This is a genomic window from Kaistella jeonii, assembly GCF_000812865.1.
Classification (GTDB): domain Bacteria; phylum Bacteroidota; class Bacteroidia; order Flavobacteriales; family Weeksellaceae; genus Kaistella; species Kaistella jeonii.
In genome coordinates this window covers 425956-443306 of the sequence record NZ_JSYL01000001.1, presented here as the reverse complement: position 1 = coordinate 443306, position 17351 = coordinate 425956, and the positions used below count along the sequence as shown (strand labels likewise).

The 17351-nt window shown below is 34.5% G+C and carries 20 protein-coding genes; 13 read left to right on the top strand and 7 right to left on the bottom strand.

Annotated elements, in window-relative coordinates; genetic code table 11:
- Window positions 1-2 precede the first annotated feature (2 nt).
- The 4 genes from OA86_RS15155 to OA86_RS01935 all read right to left on the bottom strand — a co-directional run bounded on the left by OA86_RS15155 (window position 3) and on the right by OA86_RS01935 (window position 3100).
- Window positions 3-821: a M23 family metallopeptidase gene (locus tag OA86_RS15155; RefSeq protein WP_052257336.1), complete on the bottom strand. Its 819-nt coding sequence runs from the start codon at window positions 819-821 to the stop codon at window positions 3-5.
- Window positions 822-1703 carry a class A beta-lactamase, subclass A2 gene (gene bla, locus OA86_RS01945; RefSeq protein ID WP_039347928.1) on the bottom strand — a complete coding sequence of 294 codons (882 nt, stop codon included), beginning with the start codon at window positions 1701-1703 and terminating at the stop codon, window positions 822-824.
- A 78-nt stretch (window positions 1704-1781) separates the two neighbouring features.
- On the bottom strand, window positions 1782-2087 hold the full coding sequence (locus tag OA86_RS01940) for a GIY-YIG nuclease family protein (protein ID WP_039347927.1): 306 nt from the start codon (window positions 2085-2087) through the stop codon (window positions 1782-1784).
- 50 nt (window positions 2088-2137) lie between these two features.
- Window positions 2138-3100, bottom strand: a complete 963-nt coding sequence (locus OA86_RS01935) for a Gfo/Idh/MocA family protein (protein WP_039347925.1) — start codon at window positions 3098-3100, stop codon at window positions 2138-2140.
- A gap of 181 nt (window positions 3101-3281) precedes the next feature.
- Here OA86_RS01935 and OA86_RS01930 point away from each other — a divergent pair, with 181 nt between their 5' ends.
- From OA86_RS01930 to OA86_RS01895, 8 genes are all read left to right on the top strand, one after another.
- Window positions 3282-3932, top strand: a complete 651-nt coding sequence (locus tag OA86_RS01930; protein WP_039347923.1) for a protein-L-isoaspartate(D-aspartate) O-methyltransferase — start codon at window positions 3282-3284, stop codon at window positions 3930-3932.
- Window positions 3933-4021: 89 nt separating this feature from the next.
- Window positions 4022-4384 carry a PH domain-containing protein gene (locus tag OA86_RS15150; RefSeq protein ID WP_169743934.1) on the top strand — a complete coding sequence of 121 codons (363 nt, stop codon included), beginning with the start codon at window positions 4022-4024 and terminating at the stop codon, window positions 4382-4384.
- A gap of 211 nt (window positions 4385-4595) precedes the next feature.
- The gene (ccsB, locus tag OA86_RS01920; protein ID WP_039347920.1) at window positions 4596-7907 is read left to right on the top strand and encodes a c-type cytochrome biogenesis protein CcsB; all 3312 of its coding nucleotides are present in this window, start codon (window positions 4596-4598) and stop codon (window positions 7905-7907) included.
- Between the two features lie 256 nt (window positions 7908-8163).
- Entirely contained in the window at window positions 8164-9081 is a 918-nt protein-coding gene (locus OA86_RS01915) for a ribonuclease Z (RefSeq protein WP_039347919.1), read from the top strand.
- Window positions 9082-9141: 60 nt separating this feature from the next.
- Window positions 9142-9588 (top strand): hypothetical protein, encoded by a 447-nt coding sequence (locus OA86_RS01910; protein WP_039347917.1) that lies wholly within the window; start codon window positions 9142-9144, stop codon window positions 9586-9588.
- A 148-nt stretch (window positions 9589-9736) separates the two neighbouring features.
- Entirely contained in the window at window positions 9737-10147 is a 411-nt protein-coding gene (locus OA86_RS01905) for a hypothetical protein (RefSeq protein ID WP_039347915.1), read from the top strand.
- Window positions 10148-10193: 46 nt separating this feature from the next.
- On the top strand, window positions 10194-10958 hold the full coding sequence (locus OA86_RS01900; protein ID WP_039347913.1) for a TIGR02757 family protein: 765 nt from the start codon (window positions 10194-10196) through the stop codon (window positions 10956-10958).
- A 16-nt stretch (window positions 10959-10974) separates the two neighbouring features.
- Window positions 10975-11547, top strand: a complete 573-nt coding sequence (locus tag OA86_RS01895; protein WP_177187101.1) for a DUF1003 domain-containing protein — start codon at window positions 10975-10977, stop codon at window positions 11545-11547.
- 23 nt (window positions 11548-11570) lie between these two features.
- Here the strand turns inward: OA86_RS01895 and rsmA are convergent, their stop codons facing one another.
- Window positions 11571-12341, bottom strand: coding sequence for a 16S rRNA (adenine(1518)-N(6)/adenine(1519)-N(6))-dimethyltransferase RsmA (gene rsmA, locus OA86_RS01890; protein WP_039347911.1), 771 nt, complete (start codon window positions 12339-12341; stop codon window positions 11571-11573).
- Between the two features lie 130 nt (window positions 12342-12471).
- On the opposite strand from rsmA, the gene OA86_RS01885 reads away from it, so the two are divergent.
- From OA86_RS01885 to rluF, 5 genes are all read left to right on the top strand, one after another.
- Entirely contained in the window at window positions 12472-13371 is a 900-nt protein-coding gene (locus tag OA86_RS01885) for a cell division protein FtsX (RefSeq protein ID WP_039347909.1), read from the top strand.
- Between the two features lie 2 nt (window positions 13372-13373).
- Window positions 13374-13679 (top strand): DUF3098 domain-containing protein, encoded by a 306-nt coding sequence (locus tag OA86_RS01880; RefSeq protein ID WP_039347906.1) that lies wholly within the window; start codon window positions 13374-13376, stop codon window positions 13677-13679.
- A gap of 70 nt (window positions 13680-13749) precedes the next feature.
- The gene (locus OA86_RS01875) at window positions 13750-14568 is read left to right on the top strand and encodes an undecaprenyl-diphosphate phosphatase (protein WP_039347902.1); all 819 of its coding nucleotides are present in this window, start codon (window positions 13750-13752) and stop codon (window positions 14566-14568) included.
- 121 nt (window positions 14569-14689) lie between these two features.
- Window positions 14690-15394, top strand: a complete 705-nt coding sequence (truB, locus tag OA86_RS01870) for a tRNA pseudouridine(55) synthase TruB (RefSeq protein ID WP_039347899.1) — start codon at window positions 14690-14692, stop codon at window positions 15392-15394.
- Window positions 15395-15453: 59 nt separating this feature from the next.
- Entirely contained in the window at window positions 15454-16182 is a 729-nt protein-coding gene (rluF, locus tag OA86_RS01865; protein WP_039347896.1) for a 23S rRNA pseudouridine(2604) synthase RluF, read from the top strand.
- 14 nt (window positions 16183-16196) lie between these two features.
- Here the strand turns inward: rluF and OA86_RS01860 are convergent, their stop codons facing one another.
- The gene (locus tag OA86_RS01860) at window positions 16197-16640 is read right to left on the bottom strand and encodes a phosphohydrolase (RefSeq protein WP_039347893.1); all 444 of its coding nucleotides are present in this window, start codon (window positions 16638-16640) and stop codon (window positions 16197-16199) included.
- Window positions 16641-16742: 102 nt separating this feature from the next.
- Complete coding sequence (locus tag OA86_RS01855) at window positions 16743-17297, bottom strand: DUF1003 domain-containing protein (RefSeq protein ID WP_039347890.1); 555 nt, start codon at window positions 17295-17297, stop codon at window positions 16743-16745.
- Between the last annotated feature and the right edge of the window lie 54 nt (window positions 17298-17351).

Sequence of the window (17351 nt, the reverse complement as noted above, 5' to 3'; positions counted from 1 at the left end):
TATTAATAATTCTTTGTATACGTTTTTCCCTCTTCTAAAAGCGTTCCCTCACTTTCTGAGGTTTTAAATTTTGTTTCTATAAATGTTCTTTTTCCGTCAATTCTATTAATAAAAACTGCAAAATGAAGATGTGGTCCACTTGCAAAACCCGTACTTCCACTGTAACCGATGAGTTGGGCTTTTTTTACTTCATCACCTTTTTTAACAACTCCTCCACGATATTTTAAATGCGAGTAATCAGCAAAAGTTCCGTCGTTGTGCATGATGAGAATTTTGTTATTGTATTTTGCACAGGAAATATCCGGACAATTTTTATTGTTATTATCGACTACTTGAACTACGATTCCTTCCCGGGCAGCCAAAATCGGACTTCCCATTTTCAGATCAAAATCCAGTGCAAATTCGTTTTGATGAGAAAACTTTCCGTTGTATCCTTGAAAAATTAATTGTGTTTTTCCTTTTTCGAAAGGCAAGGAATAAATATAATCGTCATCGAAATTTTCCTGCAGCGCATTTCCAAAATTGTAAGTATTGGTATATGAAAAAGAATTGGCTGTGTTGGGTTTAATTTCTTTTAAGACTGTAATCAGAAATCGTTTTGTTTTCGCCGGAATTAAAACGATTTCATCATTCGGAAGAGTAGATGATAAATTGGTTATTTTAAAATTAAACTTCGACGACATTGGCATTGCTTCCTCATTATCTGCAAATATCGAAATCTCGCGCTTGTTCACTTCATTGTAAAAACGAAGATTCCACTTCTCCTGCGAAAAGAGAAAGGTTTGTATAAAGAGAAAAAATAGAAAAAGATTTGCTTTCATTTATTTTTTGCTAAAATAATCAAAAACGATTTTAGAAATGTCGGCAATCATTTTAGTATTCGTTTCTGCACTTTCCATAGAATCTGAAACGAAAATGCTGATTGCATAATGCTTTCCGTTCGGAAGTGTAATAATTGCGATGTCATTTTCGGCGATAGTTAATCCATTATCATTTTTGCCAGATGAACCAGTTTTATGAGCAACTTGAGTTCCTTTTGGAAGTTGTGCGACAATTTTATTGGTTCCTGTTGTCGTTTCAATCATAATTTTCATTAGAAAATTAGTAGAATTTTTCGATACTATTTTATCATTATAAAACTTTTTAAGCAAATCATTCGCAGAATTGGTAGTCGTGAAGTTTTCATACATCGCCTTATAACTTTGATGCATTTCTTCCTCGTTGGCTTTGATTTGAAAGTTTTTAATTCCTTTACTATTGATGAATTTTTGAACGGTTTTTGTTCCACCAATTAATCTTAGCAAAATATCACATCCGTTATTATCACTTTGTGCAACGGTATATTTGATGAGTTCGCTTAAAGGCATTTCGATATTTCCCTCCGGATATTTCTCCCGAATCGGACTCCAGGTTTTTTCTAAAAGTTCAGATTTCTTAATGAAAATGTTTTGGTTTAAACTTAATTTCCCTTCATCAACTTTATTCAAAACCGCCAAAGCAATATGGAATTTGAAAACACTCAACATCGGAAGTTTTTTATCTCCGTTGATATTCAGATTAAATTGATTTTCAAATGAATTGATAGAAACAGCGACGGTGGCATTTTTGTTTTTCGTAATGTCAAAAATCTCTTTTTTTAAATTTTGCTTTTGCGCAAAACTGAAGATTGATATAAAAAGGAATAGGGAAATTGTTTTTTTCATTAAATACTTTTATAATTGTAAAATTAGATAAAGTCATTGTGAGGAATGAGGAACGAATGACGAAGCAATCCGTTTATTTCATAGATCCATGACGCTTAAAATACTTTCATATAAATCATTCCAATCAGGATTTATACTATTTATTAAATCTAGTTTTTTCTGCCTGGAACCGCCTTTCAATTGCTTTTCTCTTCCAATTGCATCTCCTATGTCTTGAATAGATTCCCAATAAACCAATTTGTCTAAATTATATTTCGCGGTGAAACTATTTTTGAATTTTTTCTTTTTGTGTTCCAAAATTCTTGTGGGTAACTTTGAAGTTACGCCAATATATAAAGCAGTGTTATTCTTATTGGTTACAATATAAATAAATCCGGGTTTCATAATTAATTTCTATCAAAAGGATTGCTTCGTCGTTCCTCCTCGCAATGACGCTAAGAAATCAGTCTCACAATTTCCAGCGCCACTTTCAAAGCTTCTGTTCCGTCTTCCAAAGAAACTTCTACATTTTTATTTTCTGTAATCGCATCTGCAAAACTTTCCAGTTCATCTAGAATTGCATTATTCGGCTGAATGTTTGGATATTCAAAAATGATCTGATTTTTTTCACCTTCTGCATTTTCGATGATCATATCAAAATCACTCGGATTTTCCGGAGCTGGTTTCATGCGAATAACTTCTGCTTTTTTTTCTAAAAAATCGACGGAAATATAAGCATCTTGCTGAAAGAAACGGGATTTACGCATCGCTTTCATCGAAATTCGGGAAGTTGTCAAATTCGCGACACAACCATTTTCAAACTCAATTCTCGCATTACAAATATCCGGAGATTTTGAAACTACCGAAACGCCACTCGCATGAATGTTTTTTACCTTAGAATCTACTACAGAAAGCAAAATATCCAGATCGTGGATCATTAGATCTAAAACCACAGAAACATCAGTTCCGCGTGGATTAAATTCTGCTAAACGATGAATCTCAATGAACATCGGGTTTTTAATATATTCTTTCGAACCAATAAAAGCTGGATTATATCTTTCAACATGTCCTACCTGAGCTTTTATTCCAAATTCACGGCATTTGTATAAAATTTCTTCCGCTTGTTTTAAAGTCTGAGTAATCGGTTTTTCAATGAAGAAATGAATTCGCTTTTCAATGGCTTTCATCGCATAATCGTAGTGATATAAGGTCGGAGTTACAATATCAAGCATTTCGATTTCACTAAGTAAATCTTCGAATTTCTCAAAATATTTATATCCTAATTCACTTTCCAGCTTTCTGCCATTTTCAGCATCTGCATCGTGAAAGCCGACTAATTCGTATTTTTCTGACTGATTCAGAAGTTTTAAATGTATTTTTCCTAAATGACCTGCGCCAACTAAACCCGCTTTTAGCATTGAAAATTAATTTTTGTAAAGATAATAATTTTGAGAAGAGATTGGAGAGGAAAAGAGGATAGAATGAAGACGAAACGATAATTTTCTAAAAGACAATAAACAGAGATGGGAAAATTGAAAGCATCAATATTTTTAAAGTTTCTTATTTCTAAATCTCGGATCTAATTCCTATTTTTGTGAAATGCAGGATTCATTTGTACATAAAGGAAAAAGAAAAATTTTGGTAGAATATCTTCGGGAGAAAGTTGGGATTTCAGATGAAAGCGTTTTGAAAGCTATCAACGAAGTTCCACGTCATCTTTTTCTGGAAAGTATTTTTGAGGATTTTGCTTACGAAGATCGTGCTTTCCCGATTTTATCAAAACAAACGATTTCACATCCTTCGACTGTTGCAGAACAAACGGAACTTCTCGAACTTCAGGAAAAAGAAAAAGTTCTGGAAATCGGAACAGGAAGTGGTTATCAAACTGCCGTATTGATTGCTATGAATGCTGTAGTTTACACCATTGAGCGACAAAAAGACCTGCACGATTTCTCTCAGAAAAAATTACGTGAACTTTATCTTCGTCCGAAATTTCAAAGTTTCGGAGATGGTTTTGCGGGACTTCCGACTTTCGCACCATTCGATAAAATTTTGGTGACTTGTGGCGCAGAAATTCTTCCCACCGAATTGCTTCATCAATTAAAAGTTGGCGGAATAATGGTGATTCCACTTGGAAAAACTGAAGAACAGGTTTTGACCAGATTCACGAAAAAATCGGAGAAAGAATTTGAGAAAGAAGAATTTGGTGCTTACAAATTTGTTCCGATGCTGAATGACACAAATCATTAAAAGCGATGCAAAAGATGGTTTTTAAATCAAAAAAATCGGATGCGGTTTTTATTTCGCTTTACTGTTTCATTATTATTTTTTTGTCGTTAATGACATTCCTTAGCTATTTAAAACAAAAAGATCCTTTTATTTTTATTCCGATTGGATTGCTGATAGGTATCCTTTTGTTTTTTGCAGTTGTGGGTAATTTTATATTAAAAATCATCATTGACGATCAACAACTTATCATTCGGTTTTTCTTCAATATCTATAAAACCGATATTAAGCATATTACGAAAATTAGAAAAGGCGAAACAATGTGGAGCGGTTTTCATAAGTATGGAACCGGAACAAAAGGTTTGATAATTTTTTCGAAATATAAAAATGAGCTTTATATTACACCCGAAAATGAAGAGCTTTTTTACCAAAAAATTCTTGAAATTAATCCCAATGTTGTTATTGATAAAGTTTAGTCAGAGTTATGGTTTACTTAAATTTGAAAACTTATTCTGCGTATAATTTTTATAGATAACTTCAATTTTATTCCTCCCAAAAAAGGACGTTGCAAATTCGCTTATTAAATATATACAATGTATTTTTGCACCTTATTGAAACTTATAGTGAAATTTTCTGTAGTAATGCGGGAAAAGTCACTGAATAGACCTTAAAAAATTACCTATTCAAATGAAAAAACTTCAGGATATTTTTATTTCTACACGTACAATGGCCGTTTTGTTGCTGATTTTTGCCTTTTCAATGGCTTACGCAACTTTTCTCGAAAATGATTACGGAACTCCCACTGCAAAAGCACTTATTTACGAAGCAAAATGGTTTGAAGCCGTAATGTTGCTTCTCATTTTAAACTTTATAGGAAATATTTCGCGATATAGACTGTGGAGACGGGAAAAATGGCCGACTTTGGTTTTTCACCTCGCTTTTATCTTGATATTTATTGGCGGTGCGATTACGCGTTACATCAGTTATGAAGGAATTATGCACATTCGTGAAGGTGCGACTTCTAACGAAGTGGTGACCGATAAAAATTTCTTTAAAATTCAAATTGAAGAAAAAGGGGATATTCTAAATTATGAAGATGTTCCATTTACAATGATTCCCGATGATGCCCGCGAACATAAACTTATCGCGAAGATTTCTGCGAAAACTTTTAAAGCAGGTTATGATTATCACGGAAAACAAATCAGTGTAAAGCAGATTAAATACATTCAGAGAAAAAAAGACAGTTTGGTCGTTGATAATTCCGGCGCAGATTATCTGCATTTGGTTTCTACAGGACAAGCGGGAAGAGAGAATATTTACATCAAACCAGGAGATTCCAAATTGGTGAACGGAACTTTGGTTTCATTTAACAGAGCGATTGACGGTGCTGTAGAATTTAATAATACCAACGGTACATTGCTCATCAAAACTCCAGCTGATGGAAGTTTCATGACAATGGCGACTCAAGCTACCGGAACAACTAAAAAAGATGAATTTCAACCTTTGGTGTTGAGAAGTCTTTATACCATCAATGATTTAAAACTGGTAGTTCCTGAAGGTTTGAAAAAAGGAAAACTGATCGCTTATGAAGGTGATCGTAGAAAAGACAAAGATGCTTCTGACCAGTTAACGGTTGAAGTTCAGGGACCAAAATCAAAAATGCTTGTAGATTTGCCCGTGGAGAAAGGAAATCCAAACGCGTTTAAACAAATTGCTTTAGATGGAATGAATGTGATTTTAGGTTTTGGACCCAAAGTTTACAACACGCCATTTTCTTTGAAATTAGATAAATTTTTAATGGAAACTTATCCAGGAAGTTCTGCGCCAAGTGCTTATGAAAGCCATGTTCACGTAATTGATCAGGGAAAACAAACGCCATACAAAATTTATATGAATCACGTTTTAAATCATGGCGGTTACCGATTTTTCCAGGCAAGTTTTGATCCCGATCGAAAAGGAACTGTACTTTCTGTAAACCACGATTTTTGGGGAACAATCATTACCTATTTCGGTTATACCTTTTTATTTTTAGGAATGTTTGTAATGTTTTTCTGGAAAGGCTCTCATTTCTGGAAACTCAATAAAAATTTGAAATCTGTGAATCATAAAAGAGCAGCAACCGTAATTTTATTATTGTTGAGCATGAGTTTTAATGCGCAATATATTGATTCTCACGGAAATGATGGTTCTGCTGAACAAGCACATTCTGCAGCAGATGGACACGATCACGGTAAAGCGGATGCTGCTCTGATGGAAGATGCGACACCAAAAAAGCAGTCTCAGAATTCTTTAACTTTAAGATCACCGAAACCAATTACAGCAGATGATATCATTGCAAGAAATAAAATTTCTAAAGAACATGCAGATCAATTCGCTTATCTTTTAGTTCAGAATTACGATGGTCGTATTGTTCCGATGAATACGCAGGCTTTGGATGTTCTGAGAAAATTATACAAAAAAGATTCATTTACAGGGACTGATGGAAAATCTTTAGATGCCAATCAATGGTTTCTTTCCATTAATACCGATACCGCAAGCTGGACAATGGTTCCAATGATCAAAGTGGGTACGAAAGGAGGCGATGAATTAAAGAAAAAAACCAAAGCCAACGACGAAGGCTATACTTCTTTAATGCAAATGTTTCCCGCAGATGCTAATGGTCAATTGCATTATGTTTTAGAAGAAGATTATAATACCGCTTTTAGAAAAAAACCGGCAGATCAAACCAATTATGATAAAGAAGTAATTTCGGTAAATGACCGTGTTCAGGTTTTTAATGAATTTTTTAGCGGTCAACTCATGCGAATTGTTCCTGTTCAAAATGATCCAAACAATACCTGGCATTCTTGGTTAGACCAAAATTTTGAACCAGACGAAGCTTCTCAAAAAGTGATGGGACCTTATTTCTCCAGTGTTTTAGATGCGCAGAAAAGTGGTAATTGGACAAAAGCAGGTGAAGAACTCAAAAAATTAGAGCAATATCAAAATACCTGGGGAAAAAATGTAGTTCCTTCCGAATCGAAAGTGAAGCTGGAAGTTTTCATGAATAAAGTAAATCTGAACTTCAAACTCCTTATTTTCTATACTTTAATTGGTAGTTTACTTTTACTTTTAGGTTTTATTGAATTATTCAGACCCAATAAAATTTTAAATAAAGTCATCAAAGCAATAATTCTTCTCGGAGTTGTTGGATATACCGCACATTTCCTCGGATTGGTTGCAAGATGGTATTTATCTGGCCACGCTCCTTGGAGTAACGGCTACGAAGCGATTATCTTTATTTCCTGGGTCGGAATTTCTGCGGGATTAATGTTGTACAGAAATTCAAACGCACTGATTCCTGCTGCCGGATTTATGGTTGCCGTAATTATGATGGGATTTGCACATGGTGGTTCCGCTTTAGATCCGCAAATTACACCTCTTGTTCCTGTTTTAAAATCCTATTGGTTGATTATTCACGTTGCAATTATCACCTCGAGTTACGGCTTCTTTGCCTTATCGATGATTATCGCCGTGATCAGTTTAGTGTTTTATATCATTTCCAATAAAAAATTATACAAAATTCACCACGATACCACTTTAAAAGAATTAACCATCGTATCAGAAATGTCTCTTACAATCGGACTTTTCGCCTTAACAGTTGGTAATTTCTTGGGTGGAATTTGGGCAAATGAATCTTGGGGTAGATACTGGAGTTGGGATCCAAAAGAAACTTGGGCCTTTATTTCAATCATCGTTTATGCCTTCGTTTTGCACATGAGATTAGTTCCGGGATTGCGCGGAAGATGGTCGTTCCATGTTGCGGTGATGTTCGCATTTTGTTCCATGGTCATGACGTACTTCGGCGTAAATTATTACTTGAGCGGACTGCATTCTTACGCAGCAGGAGATCCAGTTCCTATTCCAGCTTGGGTTTACATCGGTTTAGCAGGTATGGTTTTGCTCTCCGCAGTTTCTTTTATAAGATTCAAAGCTTTGAAAAAATCATTTGGCAGATAAATTTTAAATCCCGAAAATTCTTTTTTGGGATTTTTTTTAGGAGCAACCAGGTTTCGCTTTTGCACCAAGACTACACCCGCTTTCACTACTCGCTTCCCGACGAATCGGGAGAGCTCAAACAAGCCGTTTAATCGGGGCTAAAATCATATTTCGTTTCTTCTTTCCCAAGTCCCCAAATTATTGTTAAATTTGTAAACATTAAATAAGCAATAAGCTAACATCCAACTCCATCACCTAAAATCCATCATCCAACGATTTGAGCACTTATCTAACTATTCTCGGCTTCAATTCCGCAATTCCAACCATAACTTCTTCGCCAACTGCGCAGTTTTTAGAAATGGAAGAGCGTGCATTTCTCATCGATTGTGGCGAAGGAACACAGGTTCAGCTTCGAAAAGCAAAAGCCAGATTTTCTAAAATAAATAATATCTTTATTTCGCATCTTCATGGCGATCACTGTTTTGGTTTGCCCGGATTAATTGCTTCTTTCCGACTTTTAGGTCGCGATATGCCTCTGAATGTTTACGGCCCGAAAGGAATCAAAGAAATGATGGAAACCATTTTCCGACTTACAGAAACGCATCGCGGTTTCGAAGTCATTTATCATGAACTCAGCGGCAAAACTTCCGAGAAAATATATGAAGATAATAGAGTAGAAGTCTTCACCATTCCTCTTGATCACCGGATTTATTGCAACGGTTATCTCTTCAAAGAAAAACCAAAAGAACGCCATCTTAATATGCAGGAAGTTTCAAAATATTCCGAAATAGAAACCTGCGATTATCACAATTTAAAACTCGGTAAAGATTTTATTTTAAGCGATGGTTACGTTTTGAAGAACGAAATTTTAACTTTAGAACCCACCAAATCTGTTTCTTACGCTTTCTGCAGCGACACCAGATATTTGGAAGATATAATTCCTTTAATCGAAAATGTAGATGTATTGTATCACGAATCTACATTCCTTCACGATTTAAAAGAAATGGCAGATTACACCGGACATACAACTGCTTTAGAAGCCGCAAGAATCGCCAGGAAAGCCAACGTTGGAAAATTGATCTTAGGACATTTCTCCAACCGTTACAGCGATTTAAGCGTTTTCACTGATGAAGCCCGAGAAGTTTTTCCAAACAGTTTTTTACCAAAAGCTTTGGAAGCGGTGAAGATTGGGTAGGAATATAATTACAGCAGCGAACATTGTATAAAGCAGAATTGAGAAATAGCATATAGAAATATGTTCAATAACCAAATTTCAAATAAAATGCTAAAATATCTAATTCCTTTTTTTATTCTTTTCTCTTTTTTAAGTTTTAAAATTGAATCTGAAAACGACTTAAAATGTATAGATTTTCATAAGGGAAAATTTTATCTGATAAATAAAGACACTAATAGAAAATATTTTATTTCAAGAAAAATCGATTTTCAATCTGAAAAGACTTTCAATTTAAAAACTGGCAAAAAATTTAGTGGTATAAAAAACTATAAAATAAAATGGAAAAATGATTGTGAATATACTCTAATAATTGATACATCTAAAAAAAATATTGACGAAACTGATTTGTATATAAATTCAAATGGAGGTTTAAACTGCAAAATAGTTAAAATTGAAGGTAATTGCGCTAGTGTAATCACAAGTTTTGAAAATAGCACTATAGAATCTAAAATTTGTAAATATGAATAATACTTTTTCTGTTAACATTTTTACTTCTAATAGCCTTGAAAGCAAAAGTAAATTTTAATGTTGAACTCTTAAATAGCAATGTAAAAATTGCTTGATAAAATATTAATCAGATAATTCACTCAAACTAATAAACTAATTCCAATACTAGATGAAAAAGATTTCTATTATATTAATTCTGTTGATGACAACTTCAAATATTTTTGCTCAAGAACAAATAAAAAAAGTGAATTTAAATGATTACTCACAAAAAAAGCAAGAGTTTGCAACTTCCGTTTATCAATTGTTCCCAACACAGAATATGTGGAATTTTCTTAAATTTAATACAAGAAACGGACAAATTTGGCAGCTACAATTTAGTGCGGACAGTCAAAATCGTTTCGAAACAATTTTAAATTCAAATTCTTTAGTCTCTAGCGAAAAGGAAATTAATGGTAGGTTTACTTTGTATCCAACTCAAAATATTTGGACTTTTATCTTGCTTGACCAAATTGAAGGAAATACATGGCAAGTCCAATGGTCAACTGAACATGAAAAAAGATTTATTGTCCCATTAAATTAGTTTAAAAAATAGAAATTATCAAGTTTTCAAAGCATCAAATTAAAAAATGACCTTCTCCGAACTAAAAGATTTCCTCGACGAAAAAGCAGATTTCTATAACAATCTTTCCTTTATCGACGACGATCCCATTTCAATTCCGCACCGCTTTTCTCTGAAACAAGACATTGAAATTGTCGGATTTCTCACCGCCACCATTTCTTGGGGAAACCGGAAATCCATCATCAACGACGCTGAAAAGATGCTGAATTTCATGGAGAATGCACCTTTTGATTTTATAAAAAATGTTTCCGAGAGAGAGTTGAAATCTTTAGAGAAAATAACTGTTCACCGAACTTTTATGGGTGAAGATTTTCGTGAATTCATCCTAAATTTAAAACGTCTTTATTCCAAAAATGACAGTTTAGAAAATTTCTTTTTTATTCAAAATGAAGAGCAAAATTTCTACCACGCTTTACACCGGTTCCGCGAAAATTTTATTGGAGAAAATATCCATCGAAGCAAAAAGCACGTAAGTTCGACGTACAAAAATTCTTCTGCAAAAAGATTAATTATGTTTCTCCGTTGGATGGTTCGGAAAGATAGAAAAGGCGTCGATTTTGGAATCTGGGAGAATATTGATCAAAAATATCTATCTGTTCCTTTAGATGTTCACACCGGCAATATTTCGAGAAAAATCAACATCATCCAAAGAAAACAAAACGACTGGAAAACCGTCGAGGAAATGGATTTAGTGTTACGAAAATTTAATCCCGAAGATCCCGCTCTTTACGATTTTGCTCTGTTCGGTTTGGGTGTTTCCAAGGATTTTTAACTAAATTTGCGCTCTTATGGAAAAAATTAGTAGAGCCGAGCTGCGCGAAAATAATATAAAATTTTTAGAGAAAATTACCGATTGGGTAATGTGGTGGATTGGTTCTATTCCTTCGCTTATTGTCCATTCGATCGTATTCTTGATTGCTTTTTTACTTCCTGTTTTCGGAATTGTCGCCGTAGATAAAATGCTCTTAATTTTAACCACTGTGTTATCTTTAGAAGCAATTTATCTCGCAATTTTTATTCAAATGTCCGTGAACAGAAGTCATGAGCACATTGAAGATATCCGCGAAGATATCGAAGAAATTCAGGATGATATCGAAGAAATTAGCGAAGACATTGAAGAGATTAGCGAAGATATTGAAGAAATCAGCGTTGATATTGACGATATCCAGGAAGATATCGAAGATATTGCCGAAGATGAAGACGAAGATGATCACAACGAACGTGCAAGAAACGTCATGTTAAAAAGCAATGTTTCTTCTAACAAAAATGATATCAAAGCAATGAGAGAAGTCATTGCAAATCTTCAAAAACAATTAGAAGAATTAAAAAAAGACGGTAATATTCCGTCTTCAGATCAATAAATTATTTCTTTAAATTTTAGAATTTACATAGCATTTTTCCACTCCTTTGTAAACGAAATAAAATCCTGAATTGATAATTCTTCCGCTCGTTTATCCATAAAGATATGCGTTTGCAAAGCTTCCGGGATTTCCAGAACTTTCAAAGAATTCGACAGCTTTTTCCGTCTCTGTCCAAAGCCAGCTTTTACAATTTTCTTGAATAAAACTTCGTTCCCAACCAAACCTTCTTTCGGATTTCTTGTCAATTTGATAACACCCGATTTTACTTTCGGCGGTGGATTAAAGACATTTTCGTGTACCGTAAAAAGATATTCCACATCATACAAAGCCTGAACTAAAACTGAAAGAATTCCGTACGCTTTTGTACGTGGAACAGCCGCCGTTCGTTCTGCAACTTCCTTCTGAAACATTCCCACCATTTCAGGAACATGACCGTAAGAATCAATGATTTTAAATAAAATTTGAGAAGAAATATTGTACGGGAAGTTTCCAATGATCGCAACCTGATCACCAAAAGTTTCCTCAATATTCAATTTTAAAAAATCTCCAATGATATGCTGATCGTCTAGTTTTGCATAATGTTTCTGCAGATAATCAACAGATTCTTTATCAATTTCCGCTACGAAAATTTCTGAATCTTTTTCCAGAAGATATTTAGTAAGAACGCCCATTCCTGGTCCAACTTCCAATATTTTTTGGTACTGATCAAAGGAAAGTGACTCCACAATATTTTTTGCGATATTTTCGTCCATAAGGAAATGTTGGCCGAGATATTTTTTTGCTTTTACGTTCATAAATTCAATGTTCAAAAGGAAAAATCTGCGTTAGAAAGTATTTTCTTTATGTTTTTTTTAACACCGATTTTCTAGGATTCTCGGCAAATTACGGAAGATTTTTTCTATTTTAGCAGAAATTTATTATTTAATGGCAAAGACAGTTGAAGATTTTAACAAAAGACGGCTTCGCTCCAGTAATATTACCGTTGTGGTTAGTATTGCTCTGGTGTTATTTTTATTAGGATTAATGGGTCTTATCCTCATCAATGCTCAAAAATATTCCGATTATATCAAAGAACAATTGGTTGTGAATGCCTATTTTGACGAAAATTTTGATGCAAAGGATTCTGTGAAGATCGTGAAGCAGGAAAATGATGCTTTCAAAAAAATTCAAACTTTAGCACCCGTAAAACGGGCCACTTATATTTCGCGGGAAATGGCGGCTGAAGAAGCCAGAAAAAGTATGGGAATCGAATCCAGCGCACTTTTCGAAGAGAATATTTTCCCATCTTCTGTAGAAATTGCATTGAAACCGGAATATGTAGATCCTGCGAAAATCAATGAAGCCATCAAGCAAATAAAAGCGACACCCGGAATTATGGATGTCAAGAACAACAGCACTTTGATGGTTGAAGTGTATAACAATCTGAACAATATTTTAAAATGGATCTTAGGATTTTCAATTCTGTTCCTCGTTTTAGCGGTTGTTTTAATTAACAACTCGATCCGGCTCAAAATTTTCTCTAAGCGATTCATTATCAAAACAATGCAACTGGTTGGAGCAAAAAGGCGGTTCATTCTAAAACCTTTTATTAAAGAAGCAATAATTCTTGGTGTAGTTGGAGCAGTCATCGGATTAGCAGTTCTTTTTGGAGCATGGTATTATTTTATCACCCAGATCGGAACTCCCTTTGTACAGGACAATAATCAACTGATTATTTTAGTGGTCGGAATTTTCTTTTTGGGCATAATTATTACTGTTCTCAGCACTATTTTCGCCACCTGGAAATTCCTCAGATCTAATGTAGATGATCTTTATTATTCTTAAAAATGAGCAAAAAAAATCAAAAATTTTCCGCTGATAATTACGGAAAAAAAGAAGTCAAAACAGTTCCTGAAAATACCTTTTATTTCGGCAAGGAAAATTATAAATTCATGTTGATCGGTTTGGCTTTAATTGTCGTAGGTTTCCTTTTAATGATGGGACCCGACGCAAATACCGTTGATGGAAAATACGACCCAAATGTCTGGAACGAAGGAATTTTCTCCATCCGTAGAATCCGTATCGCACCCATGTTGGTCATCGCCGGTTTCGCAGTAGAAGTTTACGCAATACTCAAGCGAAAAAAAGTCTGATTTTCACACAAAATATTCACCACTTTGTCAAAGTTAAAATCTTTGACAAAGTTTTTTTTTAAACTATCATATGGATACACTTCAAGCGATCATCCTTGCAATTGTCGAAGGTCTAACCGAATTTCTGCCTATTTCTTCCACAGCACACATGGGTTTTGCCGCCAATTTGATGGGAATGGAAGAATCTGAATTTTTAAAAATGTTTCAGGTTTCGATACAGTTCGGAGCAATTTTAGCAGTCGTTGCAGCTTACTGGAAGAAATTTTTTGACTTTTCCAATCTCAAATTTTATTACAAATTAGGTTTCGCAGTTTTGCCTGCTTTAGGATTAGGATTTTTATTCGATGATAAAATTGAAGCCGTTCTCGGTAATCAAGTCGCCATTTCCTCCATGTTGGTTTTAGGTGGAATCGTTTTGTTGTTCGTCGATAATTGGTTCAAAAATCCTGTCATCCATGATGAAAAAGAAATGTCCATCAAAAAAGCAGTCATCATTGGATTTTGGCAATGTTTGGCGATGATGCCCGGAACGAGTAGAAGTGCAGCTTCCATCATCGGTGGAATGACGCAAGGTTTAACTCGAAAAGCCGCGGCTGAATTCTCTTTTTTCCTGGCTGTTCCAACGATGTTAGCAGTAACCGTTTATTCAGTTTTCGTGAAAACCTGGGGAAAAGGAACTCCAAATCCAATGAAAGGATACAAAATGATCATGGCAGACAATCATCATATCTTGCTCTTTTTCCTCGGAAATGTAGTTGCATTTATTGTCGCCTGGATTGCTATAAAATCGTTCATCAGTTTGCTCAATAAATACGGATTCAAACCTTGGGGTTGGTACAGAATTATCGTTGGGATTTTTTTGCTGATTTATTTTACACAGTTTCAATAATTTTTTTGGGCAGACATTTCCGCCCTCCGTTCCCGCTTTTTTGCCTTCACTTCGTTGCGGCAAAAAGAGCTCCACTCAGGTCGGGCTGCAATTGGGATATTCTTACCAAATTTTATTTTAAATGACAGACGAAGATTTACTTTCCGGACAAATAATTCTCCTCGACAAACCTCTGGAATGGACGAGTTTTCAAGCCGTCAACAAACTGAAATACAAACTCAAAAGCGAATTCAATCTTCCAAAGAAATTTAAGATCGGTCACGCCGGAACTTTAGATCCAAGAGCAACAGGATTATTGATTGTCTGCACCGGAAAATTCACGAAGATCATTCCTGAAATTCAGGACGCACCCAAAGAATATTTCACCGAAATAAAAATCGGCGTTCAAACAGAATCTTACGATACCGAAAAACCAGAGATTCTTCAACAGGATATTTCAGAAATCACAGAAAAACAAATCACGGAGACTTTACCTAAATTCCTTGGTGAGATCGATCAGAAACCACCCATTTTTTCTGCCATCAAAATCGAGGGAAATCGTGCTTATGATTTAGCCAGAGCCGGAAAAGAAGTAGAAATGAAATCTCGTAAAACCAACATTAATTATATCAAGGACATTTCTATTGAATTGCCTTTCGTACGATTTACGGTAGGTTGTTCGAAAGGAACTTATATTCGTAGTTTAGCGCACGATATCGGTCAGGAATTAGGAGTTGGAGCCTATTTGACAAACTTACGAAGAACAAAAATCGGTGATTATACGATCGAAAATGCAAGTTCTCAATATTTAGAAAATGATTATAAATTCGAAAATTTTAATAAATAAAAAAATCTATTCTAACTTCGCAATTCAAAATTCGTTCGTCCTTCAAAAAATCGTTTAAAATGGAATCAGAAAAAACCAGAATCAATAAATATCTATCAGAAGTTGGCTATTGTTCGCGCAGAGAAGCCGACCGACTTTTGGAACAGGGAAGAATTACCATCAATGGGGCAATTCCAGAAATGGGTACGAAAGTTTCTGGCGACGATGAAATCTTCGTAGACGGAAATTCCATTAAAAAATCAGAAGAAAAACCTGTTTACATCGTGTTGAATAAACCCGTTGGAATTGTTTGCACCACCGATACCAAAAGAGAACTCGACAATATTGTAGAATTCGTGAATCATCCAAAGAGAATTTTTCCGATCGGAAGATTAGATAAGCCAAGTGAAGGTTTAATTATGCTGACAAATGACGGCGATATTGTGAATAAAATTTTGCGCGCCAGAAACAATCACGAAAAAGAATATATCGTACGAGTTGATAAACCGATTTCTCCAAAATTCCTTATGCAAATGCGCGGTGGAATTCAAATTTTGGATACGGTGACGAATAAATGTGAGGTGGAACAAATCGATAATTTATCTTTCAGAATTGTTTTAACGCAAGGTTTAAACCGTCAAATCCGCAGAATGTGTGAGTTTTGTGGTTATGAAGTCAAGAAGCTGAAACGCATCCGAATTATGAATCTCAAACTTGATCTTCCGGTGGGGAAATGGCGTGATTTAACGGAAACTGAACTTGCTGATTTAAACAAACTTCTGAACGATTCTAATAAAACTACCGATTAATTTTCTTCAAATTTTTAATATTTTTCCTTTAAATAAAGATAAGCCGTCAAATATTTATTGAGTCGAATCATATCTTTTTCAGTAATCGGTCGATTAAATCTTGTGAGATTCATATTATCTTGCAGATCATTCATTTTCACCGAAACTGCAAGTGGTGATTTTTCAGTCTGTTTTACGAATTCCATATAATCCTGATCTTCGGGATTTTTCGTTAAACATTCGATCGCGAAAACAAGATCATTTGGAAAACCTTCCTGCAAAAGGTAATCTAAAGTAATTTCGGGGCAGTCTTCAATCACATCGTGTAAAACTCCGACGATTTTTTCATCATACGTTTTTCCAGAATTCATCACCCTTATAACGTGTCCAATATAAAGAGTTCCAAATTTATCAGTTTGTCCTTTGTGAGCCTTCTGAGCAATTTTCATGGCTTTATTTAAGAGTTCGTCTTTGATCATTTTTTAATTTATTAAAGAGAATAATTCGGTAGAAATATAAGGTGATTTTCTGAAATATAGATAATGTTGAAGAAAAATTTTAATGGAATTTAAGATAAAATTTTACGAAGGTTTTGCCATTAATTTGAGTTTTTTATTCAACTCTTCTAATAATTCCAGTTGCTTTTGCTGAATCTCGCAAAGGTGTTTATATTGATCGATTACTGATAAATCTACTTTTTCGTGTAGATTTCTAATTTCAATTTCAGATTTTAGATTAATCATATAATCGTTAATAGATCTTTTTCTGTCTTTCACCTCTTTTCTATTTTGGCTCATCATAATTATCGGTGCCTGAATTGCGGCGATGCACGAAAGAATAAGATTCAACAAAATGTATGGATATGGATCGAAACTCTTGTTGACCATAATTTGAGTATTATAGAAAATCCAAATCGCGAGCAAAACTCCAAAAAGAATGATGAACTTCCAGCTTCCGCCTAATTCTGCAACTTTATCAGAAAGTTTTTCACCATAAGTTCGATCTTGGTCAGTTTCTTCGATTGTGCTGGTAATCAACGTTTCTTCTTTAATTGCCTTTTCTACAATTTCATGCATCTTCTGAAGTTGGTCATCTTCATTTTTTAATAGATCGAGAACATACTTTTTATTTTTCATTATTTAAGTTTCAATGATTAAGATAATACAAACTTAAAAAAAAATGACAACTGT